Source organism: Catenuloplanes niger (genome assembly GCF_031458255.1).
Taxonomy (GTDB): Bacteria; Actinomycetota; Actinomycetes; order Mycobacteriales; family Micromonosporaceae; genus Catenuloplanes; species Catenuloplanes niger.
In genome coordinates this window covers 2,380,108-2,395,023 of the sequence record NZ_JAVDYC010000001.1, presented here as the reverse complement: position 1 = coordinate 2,395,023, position 14,916 = coordinate 2,380,108, and the positions used below count along the sequence as shown (strand labels likewise).

General features: G+C 74.6%; 13 protein-coding genes. 3 read left to right on the top strand and 10 right to left on the bottom strand.

Annotation, left to right across the window (positions count from 1 at the left end):
- Positions 1–43: 43 nt before the first annotated feature.
- A complete protein-coding gene (locus J2S44_RS10320; protein WP_310411243.1) occupies positions 44–850 on the bottom strand; it encodes a helix-turn-helix transcriptional regulator in 807 nt (268 codons plus the stop codon).
- Between the two features lie 51 nt (positions 851–901).
- On the opposite strand from J2S44_RS10320, the gene J2S44_RS10315 reads away from it, so the two are divergent.
- On the top strand, positions 902–1,321 hold the full coding sequence (locus J2S44_RS10315; RefSeq protein ID WP_310411239.1) for a DUF2000 family protein: 420 nt from the start codon (positions 902–904) through the stop codon (positions 1,319–1,321).
- Here the strand turns inward: J2S44_RS10315 and J2S44_RS10310 are convergent.
- The 9 genes from J2S44_RS10310 to J2S44_RS10270 all read right to left on the bottom strand — a co-directional run bounded on the left by J2S44_RS10310 (position 1,307) and on the right by J2S44_RS10270 (position 12,304).
- The gene (locus tag J2S44_RS10310; RefSeq protein ID WP_310411238.1) at positions 1,307–2,518 is read right to left on the bottom strand and encodes a molybdopterin molybdotransferase MoeA; all 1,212 of its coding nucleotides are present in this window, start codon (positions 2,516–2,518) and stop codon (positions 1,307–1,309) included. The genes J2S44_RS10315 and J2S44_RS10310 overlap by 15 nt on opposite strands.
- 421 nt (positions 2,519–2,939) lie before the next feature.
- Entirely contained in the window at positions 2,940–3,779 is an 840-nt protein-coding gene (focA, locus tag J2S44_RS10305; protein WP_310411234.1) for a formate transporter FocA, read from the bottom strand.
- Positions 3,780–3,834: 55 nt separating this feature from the next.
- Entirely contained in the window at positions 3,835–5,340 is a 1,506-nt protein-coding gene (locus J2S44_RS10300) for a tripartite tricarboxylate transporter permease (RefSeq protein ID WP_310411231.1), read from the bottom strand.
- A 1-nt stretch (position 5,341) separates the two neighbouring features.
- A complete protein-coding gene (locus tag J2S44_RS10295; RefSeq protein ID WP_310411229.1) occupies positions 5,342–5,782 on the bottom strand; it encodes a tripartite tricarboxylate transporter TctB family protein in 441 nt (146 codons plus the stop codon).
- Complete coding sequence (locus J2S44_RS10290) at positions 5,783–6,805, bottom strand: tripartite tricarboxylate transporter substrate-binding protein (RefSeq protein ID WP_310411226.1); 1,023 nt, start codon at positions 6,803–6,805, stop codon at positions 5,783–5,785.
- 71 nt (positions 6,806–6,876) lie between these two features.
- Positions 6,877–10,164: a protein kinase domain-containing protein gene (locus J2S44_RS10285; protein ID WP_310411223.1), complete on the bottom strand. Its 3,288-nt coding sequence runs from the start codon at positions 10,162–10,164 to the stop codon at positions 6,877–6,879.
- A 70-nt stretch (positions 10,165–10,234) separates the two neighbouring features.
- Complete coding sequence (locus J2S44_RS10280; RefSeq protein WP_310411219.1) at positions 10,235–11,032, bottom strand: MBL fold metallo-hydrolase; 798 nt, start codon at positions 11,030–11,032, stop codon at positions 10,235–10,237.
- A 30-nt stretch (positions 11,033–11,062) separates the two neighbouring features.
- On the bottom strand, positions 11,063–11,542 hold the full coding sequence (locus J2S44_RS10275) for a GNAT family N-acetyltransferase (RefSeq protein ID WP_310411216.1): 480 nt from the start codon (positions 11,540–11,542) through the stop codon (positions 11,063–11,065).
- Positions 11,543–11,551: 9 nt separating this feature from the next.
- Positions 11,552–12,304, bottom strand: a complete 753-nt coding sequence (locus J2S44_RS10270; RefSeq protein WP_310411213.1) for a putative protein N(5)-glutamine methyltransferase — start codon at positions 12,302–12,304, stop codon at positions 11,552–11,554.
- Between the two features lie 84 nt (positions 12,305–12,388).
- On the opposite strand from J2S44_RS10270, the gene J2S44_RS10265 reads away from it, so the two are divergent.
- Both J2S44_RS10265 and J2S44_RS10260 read left to right on the top strand, forming a co-directional pair.
- The gene (locus J2S44_RS10265) at positions 12,389–13,300 is read left to right on the top strand and encodes an ABC transporter ATP-binding protein (RefSeq protein ID WP_310411210.1); all 912 of its coding nucleotides are present in this window, start codon (positions 12,389–12,391) and stop codon (positions 13,298–13,300) included.
- Positions 13,297–14,085 (top strand): ABC transporter permease subunit, encoded by a 789-nt coding sequence (locus tag J2S44_RS10260; protein WP_310411206.1) that lies wholly within the window; start codon positions 13,297–13,299, stop codon positions 14,083–14,085. The genes J2S44_RS10265 and J2S44_RS10260 overlap by 4 nt, the downstream gene beginning before the upstream one ends.
- Positions 14,086–14,916 lie beyond the last annotated feature (831 nt).

The window sequence follows — 14,916 nt, the reverse complement described above, 5'->3', positions numbered from 1 at the left end:
TCCATCGGGGGACGGGTGAGCGCTCCGGCCGCGGCCGGAGCGCTCACCGTGTACCGGCGCCGGGTTTCGATCGTGCCGCGAAGCGGCCGGGCGTGACGCCCAGAACCTTCGTGAAGTGGCGGTTCAGGTGCGGCTGGTCGTGGAAACCGGCCGCGGTCGCGACCTCGGCGGGCGGCATCCCGGCCAGCAGCATCCGGCGGGCCGCGTCCACCCGGCGGCCGGTGAGGTAACGGTGCGGCGGCAGCCCGAACGCGCGGGTGAACGCGCGGACCAGGTGACTCGGGTGGGCATGCAGCTCCGCGGCCGCGTCGCGCAGCGTCAGGCCGGCCGCGGTGTCCCGGTCCAGCAGCGCCCGCAGATCGTCGGCCAGGCCCCTCGGCGGTGGCGGCCCGGCGGGCACGTGCGGCAACAGGTGGGTGCGGAGCCGGTCGCGGATCAGCGTCAGCCGGCTCTCCGCCTCCAGCGCGTCGCCCGGACCGGCCAGCGCGGTGTGCAGCCGGTGCACGGCCTGCCGGAGCGGCGGGTCGGTCAGGCCGGGCCGGTCCACGGCCGCGCCGATCAGGTCCGCGCCGAGCACGTCCGGGTCCAGGTAGAGCACCCGTTTGCGGAAACCGCGCGTGGTGGCGGCCCGGCCGTCGTGCGGCACGTGCGGCGGCAGCAGCGTGACCGTCCCGCCGACCGTGCCGTGGTGGGCCTGCTCCAGGTCGTACGTGATCGCGCCGTCGTCGACGATCAGCAGCGTCCAGGCGTCGTGCGTGTGCGCGGGGTACGCGTGCGCGACGAACCGGGCGTGGAACACCTCCCGCACGCCCGCGACCGCCGGCCGCCAGGCCGTGACCAGCTCACGCATGGTGAGAAACGTACAAGACTCCGGGTGCGGGCCGGCGCGAGGCTGGTCGCCATGAGTACGGTCCGATTCGACACCAAGATTGCCGTCCTGCTCCGCGACGACCTGCTGACCTGGCAGCGGCTGAACGTCACCGCGTTCCTGGTCAGCGGCCTCGCCGGGACCCGGCCGCACCTGCTGGGCGAGCCCTACGCGGACGCGGACGGCACTGCCTACCTGCCGATGTTCGGCCAGCCGGTGCTGGTCTTCGCGGGCGACGCCGCGCTGCTCACCGCCGCGCACGAGCGGGCGCTGTCCCGCGACGTGCCGATGACGATCTTTACGGAGGAGCTGTTCCGCACCGGCCACGACGAGGCGAACCGGGAGGCGGTGGCCGCGGTCAAGCGCGACGACCTGAACCTGGTCGGGATCGGCCTGCACGCGCCGAAGAACGCGGTCGACAAGATCCTCAAGGGTGCGTCACTGCATCGGTAGCAGCTCGGCGGCGTCGCCCTGCGCCCAGCCGGACGGGATCACGGCCAGCGCGTCCGCGGTCGCGGCGGAGAGCAGGCTGGCCGGCCGGGAGCCCGGCACCACGGTGGCCCGCCCGCCGGTCACGTGCACCGGGACGAGCCGGGTGCCGTCGTCGTACGGCTCGACCTTCCCGGTCACCGGCAGGCGCAGCGGCTCGCGCGGCGCCCGGCCCTGCACCGCGTCCAGCAGCGGACGCAGCAGCGTCACGGCGCCGACCAGCGCGGCGTACGGGTTGCCGGGCAGGCCCACCACCCACCGGCCGCCGGGCAGCTCCGCCAGCGCCTGCGGATGACCGGGCCGGCAGGCGACGCCGTCCACGTGCCAGCGCGCACCGGCCCGGGTGAGCACGCGGTGCAGGTGATCCGCGCGGCCGACCGACGACGAGCCGGTCACGGCCATCACGTCCCAGTCCGGGCCGGCGAGCGCGGCGGCCAGCAGCTCGGCCCGGTCCGGCACGTGCGCGGCCCCGGCCGGCGTGGCGCCGGTGCCGGTGAGCAGCGCGGTGAGCAGCGGCGTCAGCGCGTCCCGGACCTGGCCGGCCGCCGGCACGCCGGCACCGATGATCTCGTCGCCGGTCGCGGTCAGCCACACCCGCGGGCTTCGCCGCACCACCAGCTCGTCCAGGCCGGCGTGCGCGGCCAGGCCGGTCAGCGCGGCGGTGACCCGGGTGCCGGCCGGCGCGAGCAACCGGCCGGGCCGCAGGTCCTCGCCGGCGTAGCGGATGTGGGTGCGGGCCGGGCCGGTCTCCGACGGGCTGACCGTGTCGCCGTCGACGTGGCACCGCTCGACCGGGATGACCGCGTCCGCGCCGGCCGGGACCGGCGCGCCGGTGGCGATCTCCACGGCCGTGCCGGCGGTGAGCGTCACGGTCGCGGGCTGCCCGGCCAGGATCCGGCCGATCACCCGCCACGGCGCCCGGCCGGAGATCGCGTACCCGTCCATCGCCGCGGTGTCCGTGCCGGGCAGCAGCGCGGCCGAGGTGGCCGGCTCGGCGAGCGTCCGGCCGTGCGCCCGGTCCAGCGGCACCCGCTCCGCGGCCAGCGGATGCGGCAGCGTGCCGGCCAGGTGGTGGGCACGGTGCCAGGCCATGCCCGCGGCCACCCGCGGCGCCGCGACGTGCGGGTCGGCGTGGGCATCGGTCCCCGGTGACGTCGGCACGGCGATGACCTCGGATCTCCTCGGCGATCTTTCGCCGAGTATTGCCCCGCGCCCCCGATTCCCCCAAACCGCGAGCCGGCGCGGCCGGGCCGGCACCTCCCGCGTGGCGGCGATATCGCGGAGGGTGATTACCCGGCCGCGCGTTCCGTGGCGCCGTTCCGCGTCGGGCCGGGCGGCCCGCGCATCATCGCGCCGGATCGACCGCGCGAGTCGTCGCGCCGCTGAGCGCGGTGATGCCTGAGCCCGCGACCGTCAGCCGGCGACCGTCAGCCGGCGACCGTCAGCCGGCGACCGTCAGCCGGCGACCGGCGACCGGCGACCGGCGACCGGCGACCGGCGACCGCTGGCGCGGGAGTGCGGGTACGGCGGGCCGCGCGTCCGGCGTACCCCCGAGGGGTGGTTGTTCCGTTCGTGCGGGTGGTCAGTGGCCGAGGCGGTGGAAGATCGTCCAGTAGAAGACGCCGATCATCAGGCCGCCGCCGACGATGTTGCCGGCGGTGACCGGGAGCAGGTTGTGCAGGAGGAAGTTCGGCCAGGTCAGGTCCGAGCAGGCGGCCTCGGTGAGGCCGGTCGCGGACCAGAACTCGGCGCCGGCGCCGGACTTGATCAGCAGGGCCAGCGGGATCAGGAACATGTTCGCCACCGAGTGCTCGAAGCCGGCCGAGACGAAGAGCGCGACCGGCATGGTGACGGCCACGACCCGGTCGGTGGTGGTGCGGCCGGAGTAGGCGGCCCAGACGGCCACGCAGACCAGCAGGTTGCACAGGACGCCGAGCGCGAACGCCTCGACCGGGGTGTGCCGGACCTTCGTCAGCGCGCCGGTCAGGACCACCTCGCCCCAGGCGCCGTTCGCCTGGTGCCAGACGCCGCCGAGGTGGACGAGCGCGACCACGGTGGCGGCGCCGGCCGCGTTCGCCAGGTAGCCGACCGTCCAGTTGCGCAGCAGGTGGAACCACGTGATGCGGCCGCTGGCGCGCGCGACGAGCGTCAGCGTCGAGGACGTGAACAGTTCCGCGCCGGTCAGCACGACCAGCACCAGGCCGGTGGCGAACACGACGCCGCCCAGCACCTTCGCCGCGCCCGGCCATCCGGCGTCCGCCGCGCCGACCTGGCTGGTGGTGTGGAAGACGAAGCCCAGCGCGATGTATCCGCCGCCGGTGAGGCCGAGCATGAACGTCTTCAGCGGCCGTCCGGTGGCCTTGGCGACCGCGGCGTCCTCGGCCGCCCGGGCCATCCGCGCCGGGCTGAGGGTGGTGGACATGGACAAGATCATCGAACGGGACGGGCCGGTGCCGCACGGGCCGGACGGCCCGTTCTCAGTCCTCCTCGGCGAAGACCCGCTCGCGGCGCCGGCGGATCGCGGGCAGCACGGTGAGGATCAGGGCGGCCGCGGCCAGGGCCAGGAGGGCGGCGGAGATGGGCCGGGTGACGAACACCAGCGGGTCGCCGCGCGAGATGATCAGGGCGCGGCGCAGGTTCTCCTCCAGCAGCGGGCCGAGGACGAACCCGAGCAGCAGCGGGGCCGGCTCGCAGCCGCACGAGATCAGCAGGTAGCCGAGCAGGCCGAAGAACGCGATCGCGTACACGTCGAACGCGTTGAAGCTCAGCGAGTACGTCCCGATCAGGGCGAACAGCACGATCATCGGGAACAGCACCCGGTAGGGGACGCGCAGCAGGCGCACCCAGATGCCGATCAGCGGCAGGTTGAGCAGGAGCAGCAGCAGGTTGCCGATCCACATCGACGCGATCAGACCCCAGAACAGCTCCGGCTCGTCGTTGATCACGTCGGGGCCGGGCGTGATGCCGTGCACGATGAACGCGCCGACCATCAGCGCCATCACCGGGTGCGCCGGCAGCCCGAGCGTGAGCAGCGGGATGAACGAGGTCTGCGCGGCCGCGTTGTTGGCCGACTCCGGTCCGGCGACGCCCTCGATCGCGCCGTGGCCGAAGTCCTGCGGGCGTTTCGAGACCCGCTTCTCGACCGCGTACGACGTGAACGAGGCGAGCACGTGGCCACCGCCCGGCAGCACGCCGAGCGCGGCGCCGAGCCCGGTGCCGCGCGCGATCGGGCCGAGGATCCGGCGCCGGTCCGCCGCGGTCGGCCAGAGGTGGGTCACGCCGCCGAGCAGCGCCGGCCGGCCGCGCTCGGTCTCCAGGTTGCGCAGGATCTCGGCGATGCCGAACATGCCGACCGCCACGGACACGAAGTCGATACCGCCGTACAGCTCGCGCCGGTCGAGCACGAACCGCGGCGTACCGGTGTAGATGTCCTGCCCGACCGTGCCGAGCAGGACGCCGAGCGCGATCATCGCGAGCGCCTTGAGCGCGGAGCCGCGGGCCAGCGCGATCGACACGATCAGGCCGAACAGCACCAGCGCGAAGTACTCCGCCGGGCCGAACCGCAGCGCGACCGCGGCCAGCGGCGGCGCGGCGACGGCCAGCACCACCGTGGCGACCGTCCCCGCGACGAACGAGCCGATCGCGGCCGCGGCCAGCGCCGGACCGGCCCGTCCCCGGCGGGCCATCTCGTGACCGTCGAGCGCGGTGACCGCGGCGGACGACTCGCCGGGCAGGTTGATCAGGATGGCGGTCGTCGAGCCGCCGTACTGCGCGCCGTAGTAGATGCCGGCCAGCATGATCAGTGCGGTGACCGGTGCGAAGTTGAACGTGATCGGCAACAGCATCGCCACGGTCGCGGTCGGGCCGATGCCGGGCAGCACGCCGACCGCGGTGCCGAGCAGCACGCCCAGGAAGCAGTAGAGGACGTTCTCGATCAGCAGCGCGGTCGAGAAGCCGAGCGCGAGATCGCCGAAGAGCTCCACGTCAGCCGCCCCAGAGCGGAACACGCAGCTGCAGGCCGACGACGAAGATCAGCGTGGCGGCCGCGGTCAGTCCCACGGTCACCGCCACCGCCGTCAGCGGCCGCACCCGCCGGCTGGCCAGCGTGACGAGCAGCGTGGTCACGGCCGCCGTGGGCACGAACCCGAGACGCCGGACGAAGAACCCGAAGAACGCGACCGCCGGCACGATCAGCGCGATCGCCCGCCACGGAACCGGCCCGAACCGGACCTCCTCGCCCACGACCAGGCCCCTGACCACGATCGCCAGGCCGAGCACGACCACGACGCCGCCGACCAGCAGCGGGAAGTAGCCGGGGCCCATCCGCAGCGGCGTGCCCCGGTCGTAGCCGAGCGCGCCCGCCACGAACAGGCCACCGATCAGCACGAAGACGCCACCGGCCAGCACGTCCGAGGAGGACCGCATCTACGAGGCCTCGACGCCGGCGTCCGCGATGACCTTCGCCCACGTGGTGATCTGCTCCGCCAGCCGCGCCCGGTGCGCCTCCGGGGTCGCGTCCGCGGCCGCGACCGGCGCGGTGCCGAGCTTCGCCATCGCGTCGACGACCGCCGGGTCGGCCAGCGCGGTCCGCAGCGCGCCGGACAGCTTCCGCACGACCTCCGGCGGCGTGCCGGCCGGCACGTAGAGGCCGTGCCACACGCTCACCCGCAACCGCGGCATCCCGGCCTCGGCGGTGGTCGGCACGTCCGGCAGGCTCCGCACCCGCTCCGGCGTGGTCACCGCGTACGCCTTCACCTCGCCCGCGGCGATCTGCCCGGTGGTGTTCGTGGTCTGGTCGCACATGACGTCGACCTGCCCGCCCACCAGGTCGGTCAGCGCCGGCCCGGTCCCCTGGTAGGGCACCTCCTGCAACGTCACCCCGGCCGCCGACTGGAACAGCAGCCCGCACAGGTGGGACGCGGCGCCGATGCCGGCGTTGGCCAGCGTGACCTCGCCCGCGTTCGCCGTCACGTACGTCACCAGGTCGGGCAGCGTCGCGGGCGGGAAGTCCTTGCGGGCGATCACGGTCATCGGCACCTCGGTGACCAGCCCGACGGTCGCGAAGTCGGTCAGCGGCGCGTAGCCGAGATCCTTGTACAGCGCGGGCGCGGTCGACATGCCGATGTGGTGCATGAGCACGGTGTAGCCGTCCGGGTCGGCCCGGGTGACCTCGCCGGCCGCGACCGTGCCGCCCGCACCCTCCACGTTCCGCACGACGACCCGGCCGCCGAGCGCCGCGGCCATCGGCTCGGCGATCATCCGGGTGACGGTGTCGGTCGGCCCACCCGCGCTGAACGGCACGACGACCGTGATGTTCCGCTCCGGATAGCCGGCCGCGTCGCCGCCCGCGCCGTTCCCACCCCCGCCGGCTCCGGTGCTGTCGCCCGAGCAGGCGGCCAGCACGGAGACGGCGGAGAGCGCGACGATCCTGGATCGCATCGTGGTCATGACGACTCCTCCCCACGGGATTCATCGACGACCCTATTGAGATGTGACGTTGATCACTAGGGTGATCGGGGTCAGGCGCGGGCCGGCATCCGCCAGATCTGGCCGGTCCGGCCGGTGCAGGGCTGGGCCGACAGCACGCCGGTGTCCAGAGCGGTCAGGCAGCGGTCCGTGCCGGACAGCGCCAGCGTGCCGTCCGGCTGCGGGACGAAACGCTGCGCGCTCCCGCTGTCGCAGTCCTGGAGCTGCACCTCGTAGCCGAGGTCGGCGCCGCCGTTCGCGCCGATGTCGAGGCAGCGGGTGACGGAACCGACCGTGTGCCGCAGCCGGTCGCCCGCGTCGAACGTCCACCGCTGCGCCGTCGACCCGTCGCACGCCGCCACCGACACCCGGACACCGGCCGCGGTGTCGGCCGGCATCTGGATGCAGCGGCCGTCCGCGCTGGTCGGCGTGGTGACCGCGGGCCGGGCCGGCGCGCCCGTGGTGGTCCGCGGCTTCGGCTGCGCGACGCCCGGTGCCGCCCCGGGCGACGGCGGCAGCGTCGGCACCGGTGGCACGGTGTTCGGCAGGCCCAGGCTCCACACCGGCGAGGCCGTGACCACGTCCGCCGCCGGCGTCGCCACCTCCTCGTCGCCGCCGCCCAGCACCGCGATCGCGCCACCGGCCACGAGCAGCACCGCCGCCACCGCAACCCCGACCAGGATCAACACCTTTCCAGGGGTACGCCGGACACCTCCGTCGCCGCCCGCACGAGGCGGCCGGGCCCCCACCGTCGGACCGGCGCCGCCCACACCCCCGCCCGCCTTCGGCGGCGCCCCCGGCACCGCCGTCCGGCCGAACGTCACCCCCACACCACTCGCATCGCCACCGGCACCCGCACCACCACCGCTGCCCGCACGGCCCGCGCCGCTGGCATCGCGTGCACCACCGGCGTCGCTCCCGTTGCGTGGGCGTAGGCCGCCGCCGCTGCCCGCGCCGCTCGTGCTGCCCGCGCCGCTGGCGTTGCCCGCGGTGCTTGCATTGCCCGTAGTGCCCGCGCCACTGGCGTTGTCCGCGCTACTGGCGTTGTCCGCGCTACTGGCGTTGCCCGCGCCACTGGCGTTGCCCGCGGTGCCTGCACCGCCGCCGCTGCCCGCGTAGCCCGAGCCGCTGGCGTAGCGCGCGCGGCCGGCGCCGCTCATGTTGCCGGCGTCGTTCCCGCTGTTCACGGCGTTGGTGCCGCTGGTGTTGTCCACGGTGCCGGCGCCACCGACATTGCCTGCGATGCTCGCGTTACGCGCATTGCTCAGGTGGCCCCCGGGGCCCGCGCCGCTCGTGTTGCCCGCGCCGCTCCGGATGCCGGTGTGGCTCGGAAACCCTGTGCTGCTCGGCCCGCTCGCGTTGCCCGGCGTGGCCGGGTTACTCGCACCGGCGGCGTTTGCTGCGCCGGCTGCATTGCCTGCCGGGTTGCTTGCGCTCACTGCGTTGCCCGCGCCGGCCGAACTGCTCGCGCTGGTTGAGTTACTCGCGCTGGCCGGATCACGTGCGTTGTCCGGGTCGCCCGCGTTGCCCGTAACCGCCGGGCCGGCGGCGCCGACCGGGTTGCCTACACCCGCCGGGCCGCTTGCGCCTGATGCATTGCCCGCTACCGCCGGATCGGCGACGCCGGCTGGGTTGCCTACACCCACCGGGCTGCTCGCGCCTGATGCACTGCCCGCTACCGCCGGATCGGCGACGCCGACCGGGTTGCTCGGCGTAGCCGCGTTGTTTGAGCCGGTCGCGTTGCGCGGGCTGCCCGTGGTGCCCGCACCGGCCGCGTTGCGCGGTGCGTTCGAGTCGCCCATCGCGCCCGCGTTGCCCATGCCGGCCGCGTCGCTCGGACCGGCCGCCGCGTGCGTGCCCGCTGCCGGGCCCGCATCCGCCCGGCCCGGTGCGGGCCGGTGTCCCGTCCGGGCCGGTTGGTCCGAGCCGGCCCACGTGCTCATGCCGCCCGGGCCAGTGGCCCGATTGCTGCTGTCGCCCGGGCCGGGTGACGTGCTGGATCCAGTGGCGGCCGCGTCGGTCCCGCCGCGCGGATTGCCGCCCGACCGGTCTTCGCCGCCCGTCTCCGGGCTGCCGGAGCCATCTGCCGCGCCGGCGGCGTAGCGGTCCGCCGGCACATTGCGCGTGCTCAGCGTGCCGGCGGCACCGCCGATCCCGGCGGCCGGGGCGAAGGTGGGCGGCGGTGGGGACGGGTCGGCGGCGGGCGCCGGCTGCGGTGCCCAGGCGTTCGGATGCACGCCGGTGGCCCGGCTGAACTCGGCCGCCCAGGCCGCCGCGTCGTTGGTTCCGGCAGCACCGGCGGCCCCGAGGGCCCCTGCTCCGGCGGAGCCGACGGTGCCCGCCCCGGCCGGTCCGAACGTTCCCGCACCGGCGGCCGGTCCGAACGTTCCCGCACCGGGGGCCGGTCCGAAGGTGCCCGGTCCGGCGGCACCGGGCGGGGTGGACCCGCCGGGGGCGAACGTGGGGGCGGGCGGTGCGGCCGACGGCGTACCGGTGGAGCGGGGTTGGGGGGTTGACGGTGTGGGGGTGCCGCCGCTGCCGAGCCAGTCGCGGCAACGGTCGATGATGGTGTCCGGGGTGGGCCGGCCGGCCGGGTCGCGGGCGATGCACGCGCGGATCAGCGTGGCCAGGCCGACGTCGACGCCGTCCAGGTCGATGTCGCCCTGGATGACGCGGAGCGCGACGCGTTCCACCGCGCCGCCGCCGAACGGACGGCGGCCGGTCGCGGCGAGCGCGGTGGTGGCGCCGAGCGCGAACACGTCCGCGGCCGGGGTCAGCTCGTCGTCGTCCATCAGCTCCGGCGCGGTGTAGCCGAGCGTGCCCATGAACGTGCCGCTCAGCGTGAGGCCGGCGTCGTCCGCGCCGCGGGCCACGCCGAAGTCGATGAGCTGCGGGCCGGTCGCGGACAGGATGACGTTCTGCGGCTTGAGGTCGCGGTGGCAGATGCCGTGCGCGTGGATCTCGGCGAGGCCCTCGGCGAGCGCGGCCATCATCCGGACCGCGGCGGCCGCCGGCATCGGGCCGTCCGACGCGACCGCGGCCGCGAGCGTGGGGCCGGGGATGTACTCGGTGGCCATCCAGTACGGCGCGGTGGTCAGCTCCGCGTCGATCAGCGCGGCCGTGTACGCGCTGCGCACGGTGCGGAGCGTCGCGGCCTCGCGCCGGAACCGGGTCAGTGCCTCCGGCTGCGCCAGGTAGCCGGGGCTGATCACCTTGACCGCGGCGGGCCGGCCACCGGGCGTCCGCCCGAGATAGACCACGCCCATGCCGCCGGCGCCGAGTCGGCCTTCGAGCTCGTAGCGACCTATCCGGGCCGGGTCTCCCGGCAGGAGCGGTTTCATGAGTCCCCCTGCGAACGCGAATGCGTCCCACATGGTCGCAGAGGCGAATGTCGCCCGGCGCCCGGGATCGTCAATCCAGCCGGCTGAGGTATCGCGCGGCGGACGCGGTCAGTGCCGCCTTCGCGCCGGAGCGCACCACGCGGCCCCACCATCCACCGTAGATCGTGTCGAACTCGAACGGCTCGACCAGTGACAACGCGCGCGTGATGACGGCGGGACGCTCCGGGATGAGGTTGGGGTAGGAGTACATGAAGCTCACCCACCGCCGGTCCATCACGACCGTGAAGATGTCGCCGGTGCACAGCGCGGATCCGCCGGCCCAGTGCAGCACGGTGCCGCCGGGGAAGTGCACGCCACAGTTGATCAGGGTGCGGCCGGGCAGGATCTCCAACGTCTCGCCGTCCCAGAGGCGCACGTTGCCGTGCCGTTTGACCCACTGGCGGTCGGCCGCGTGCACGTACACCGGGATGTCGCCGAACGCGCGGCTCCACTCGATCATCGCGCCGTAGAAGTGCGGGTGGGAGATGGCGATCGCGGCCAGCCCGCCGCGCTCGTGGACGGCCGCGACCGTACGGTCGTCCAGGTAGGGCACGCAGTCGAAGAGCACGTTGCCGCCCTCGCCGGGGACGATCAGCGCGCGTTGCCCGATGGCCACGGACGGCTCGACGCCGACGCCCCACAACCCGGGCGGCTCGGGACGGACCACGCCGCGGTGGCCGGCGGCGGAGAGCCCGGCCAGCGTGGTCCACCGCTGCCCGTCCCAGCCCGTGTACTGCCGCTCGTCCGCGCAGATGGCGCAGGTCCGCGCGTCGAAGCTCGCGGCACCGTACTGCACCCCGCAGGTGCGGCAGATCGGCAGCTCCGTCACCAGTAGAACCCTAGTCGAGGTCCGGCCGGTCTAGAGGGTGCGGTGCATGATGTGCAGCCCGACGTACCCCTCGGTGGGGTGGTGGAAGGCGTCCGGCACGGTCGCCAGGATCTCGAAGCCGAGCGAGAGCCACAGCTTGACGGCCGGCGCGTTGGTGGAGACGACCGCGTTGAACTGCATGGCGCGGTATCCGTCGGCGGCCGCGTCCGCGAGCGCGCGCTCGCCGAGGGCCCGGCCGATGCCGCGACCGCCGTGGTCCGGCGCGACCGCGAAGCCGGCGTTGGCGACGTGCGCGCCGTGGCCGGGCTGGTTCGGCATGGTGTAGGCGGTGCCGACGATCGTGCCGTCCGGGTCGACCGCGACGAGGGTGCGCCCGGTCATCCACTTGCCGCGGGCCCACTCCTCGGTGGTGTCCGGGCCCCAGGTGAAGTGTTCACCGGTCGAGATGACCCAGCGCAGGATCGGCCAGATGCCCGGCCAGTCCGCGTCGGTCGCCGTCCTGATCTCCATGGGGCCAGCCTATCGGCGGCCGACGACCGCGGTAGCCCCAAGATCATCATCCGAGACGATCTCCGGGTGCAGGTCGCTCAGGACGGCCGCCGCGGCCGGTGCCTGCCGCGCACCGGTCTCGGTCAGCAGCAGGCCGCCCGGTGCCAGCCAGTCACCGGCCTCGGCCGCGACCCGGCGGAGCAGGTCCAGCCCGTCCGGCCCGCCGTCCAGCGCGAACCGGGGCTCGTGATCGCGTGCCTCCGGCGGCATCAGCGCGACCTCGTCCGTCGGCACGTACGGCACGTTCGCCAGCAGGATCGTCACGGTGCCGCGCAGGTCCGCGGGGAGCGGCGCGAACAGGTCACCGGCGAACACGCGACCGCCGAACGGCTCCACATTGCGCCGGGCGCAGGCCACCGCGACCGGGTCGACGTCCGCCGCGACCAGCCGCGCGCCGGGCAGCGCGGCCGCGGTAGCGGCCCCGAGCGCGCCGCATCCGCAGCACAGGTCCAGGATCACGGCCGGCTGCGCCGAGGCGCCGATCGCGGTACGGACCAGCAGCTCACTGCGCTGCCGTGGAACGAAGACGCCCGGCTCCACCGCCCACCGCCGCCCGGCGAACTCCACCGCGCCGACCACGTGCTCCAGCGGCTCACCGGCCACCCGGCGGGCCGTCATCGCGGCCAGCTCGGCCGGCGTGCCCGCGGACTCGCGCAGCACCCGGGCCTCGTCCTCCGCGAACACGCAGCCGGCCGCGCGCAACGTTTCCACCAGGTCGTTCACGGGGCGGAACAGTATCCGAAACTGTCAGCAAACGCCCAGCGTCCGGGCCTGTCCGGCGGTCGGTCCGCGCCGCATCCTCTAAGGATGGGGACCCCTGCGCGCGCCGTGATCGCGGCGGACCACCTGACCAAGCAGTTCGCCGACGGGCGCGGCGTGCACGACCTGTGCCTGACCGTGCCGGCCGGCGAGGTGTTCGGGCTGCTCGGCCCGTCGGGCGCGGGGAAGAGCACGACGCTGCGGCTGCTGCTCGACCTGATCCGGCCCACGGCCGGCCGGGTGACCGTGCTGGGCGAGGCGCCGGGCTCGGCCACCATGCGGGCCCGGGTCGGCTACCTGCCCGCGGACGTGCTGTTCGAGAGCCGGGAGAGCGTGTCGTCGCTGCTGCGCGGGCTGGACCGGGCGCGCGGCGGGCGGAACACGGCGCGCTGGCGTACGCTCGCGGACCGGTTGGGTCTGGACACCGGACGGCGGGTGCGCTCGCTCACGCCCGCGAACCGGCGGCGGCTGGGGTTGGTCGCCGCGTTCATGCACGACCCGGAGCTGCTGCTGCTGGACGAGCCGGCCGCCGGACTGGACCCGACGGGCCGCCACGAACTGGTGACGCTGATCCGGGACGCGCGCGAGCGGGGCCGCACGGTGGTGCTCTGCGCCCGGCAGGCGACCGAGGCGTGGCAGGTCGCGGACCGGGTCGGCGTGCTGCACGAGGGCCGGCTGGTCGGCCTGGAGCGGGTGGCCCGGGCCGCGCACCGCCCGGCCCGGCGCGTGCAGGTGCACTTCGCGGAGCCGGTGCCGCGCGCGGACTTCTTCGGCCTGCCCGGCGTCACCGACCTCGGCCTGGACGGGCGGGTGCTGTGGTGCGCGGTGGACGGCCCGCTGGACCCGCTGATCAAGGCGGCCGCGCGGCACACGGTCACCGACATGATCATTACGGAGCCGACGCCGAGCGAGGCGCTGATCGACCGGTACTACGCGCCCCCGTTCGGGGGCCGGCCATGAGCCTCTTCCTGCGCACGCTGGCCGAGTTCCGCCACCGGGTGTTCGGCTGGGCCGCGGTGGCCAGCGTGTTCGCGGTCGGTTACGTCGTGATCTACGAGAGCCTCACCACGGACATCGCCATCGCGATCTCCACCGAGGACGCGCTGCAGCTGGTCGAGATGATCGAGACCGTGCCGCTCGCCGGTTACCTGGAGACGACCGTCTACGGCCTGATGCCGCCGCTGCTGGTGGTGCTCTGCGCGATCGGCCTGGGCGCGCGGGCGGTCGCCGGCATCGAGGAGACCGGCGAGCTGGAGCTGCTGCTCGCCGGCCCGATCGGCCGGCGCCGCCTGGTGCTGACCCGGTACGCGGGCTTCGCGACCTCGGTCGCGCTGGCCGGACTGATCATCTGGGCCGTGGTGCAGTGGTTCGTCTTCGTCGGCCGCTTCGGCATCCCGACCGCGAACGTGGCCGCCGGTTGCGCCGGCCTGGTCCTGGTCGGCCTGCTCTTCGGATCGATGGCGTTCGCGGCCGGCGCGTTCACCGGCGACCGCACGGCCTCGCTCGCGCTGGCCGGCGGCGCGGCCGGGGTGTCCTACGGCCTGCGCGCACTGGCCGACACGCTCGAGGAGACGCGCGCGATGCGCTGGCTGTCCCCGTTCCACTACCACCTCAGCGACCACTGGCCGTCGCACCAGCTCTGGCCCGGCGGCTACGAACTGGTGCTGGCCCTGCTCACCGCGGGGCTGCTCGCCCTGGCCGTCTACGGCTTCGACCGTCGCGACATCGGCACCGGCACGCCGTAGCGCCACGTCGTCGTGGCGGGCCGGCAGCGGCGAATCCTCCCGCTGCCCGCGGTGCCTGCCCGCGGTTTCCTGCCCGGGGTGTTCGCGTGGTGCCTGCCCGGGGTGTTCGCGTGGTGCTCGGGTTTTCGAGCTGTGTGCTGCGGTTCCCGCGCTGTGCGTGTCTAGCCGGGCAGGGCTTGCCTGTGTGACGTGCGGGTCCGGTTGGAGTCCCGCCGCTTGTCGTTCCCCCCGCGCCGGTCCTGAGTGATCAATCAGGTGAGCGAAAGATAGGTCATCTTCGAATTTTGATCTACTTTTCGCACACCTGATTGATCACTCAGGCTCGGAGGTGCATGGGTAGCGGGATCGCAGCGGCGAGGTTCTCGCGCCTTGGTGGCTATATGGTGTTAAATCCGGCATGGCGACGCGGCAGTTGCTCCACGGCGGCGTGGGTCGCGCCTGTCCGCGTCGGCGCCCCCGCCGCCAAGCGCACGTCGCGCCGCCGGATTTGTGCCAAGGCGCAGGGTTCGCGCCACGCCGCCGGGGGATGGCGTCGCGCCGCTGGTCGGCGTCGCGCCGCTGGTGAGCGTCGTGCTTCGGGTTGGCGCCGCCCCGGCGGTTTCGCGTCACGCAGCCGGGTTCGCGTCACCTCGCCGGGTTGGCGTCACGCGGCCGGGTTGGCGTTACCTCGCCGGGTTGGCGTCACGCGGCTGGGCTTGCGTCATGCGGCCGAGTTCGCGTCACCCCGCCGGGTTGGCGTCACCCCGCCGGGCTCGCGTCACGCCGCCGGGCTTGCGTCACGCGGCCGGGCTCGCGTCACGCCGCTGGGCTCGCGGCGCGACGGCGGGTTGG

Excerpts from the sequence above, each read along its gene's own strand:
- J2S44_RS10320 (WP_310411243.1), bottom strand. The coding sequence starts at position 850 with ATGCGTGAGCTGGTCACGGCCTGGCGGCCGGCGGTCGCGGGCGTGCGG.
- J2S44_RS10315 (WP_310411239.1), top strand. The coding sequence starts at position 902 with ATGAGTACGGTCCGATTCGACACCAAGATTGCCGTCCTGCTCCGCGAC.
- focA (WP_310411234.1), bottom strand. The coding sequence starts at position 3,779 with ATGTCCACCACCCTCAGCCCGGCGCGGATGGCCCGGGCGGCCGAGGAC.
- J2S44_RS10295 (WP_310411229.1), bottom strand. The coding sequence starts at position 5,782 with ATGCGGTCCTCCTCGGACGTGCTGGCCGGTGGCGTCTTCGTGCTGATC.
- J2S44_RS10290 (WP_310411226.1), bottom strand. The coding sequence starts at position 6,805 with ATGACCACGATGCGATCCAGGATCGTCGCGCTCTCCGCCGTCTCCGTG.
- J2S44_RS10285 (WP_310411223.1), bottom strand. The coding sequence starts at position 10,164 with ATGAAACCGCTCCTGCCGGGAGACCCGGCCCGGATAGGTCGCTACGAG.
- J2S44_RS10275 (WP_310411216.1), bottom strand. The coding sequence starts at position 11,542 with ATGGAGATCAGGACGGCGACCGACGCGGACTGGCCGGGCATCTGGCCG.
- J2S44_RS10265 (WP_310411210.1), top strand. The coding sequence starts at position 12,389 with ATGGGGACCCCTGCGCGCGCCGTGATCGCGGCGGACCACCTGACCAAG.
- J2S44_RS10260 (WP_310411206.1), top strand. The coding sequence starts at position 13,297 with ATGAGCCTCTTCCTGCGCACGCTGGCCGAGTTCCGCCACCGGGTGTTC.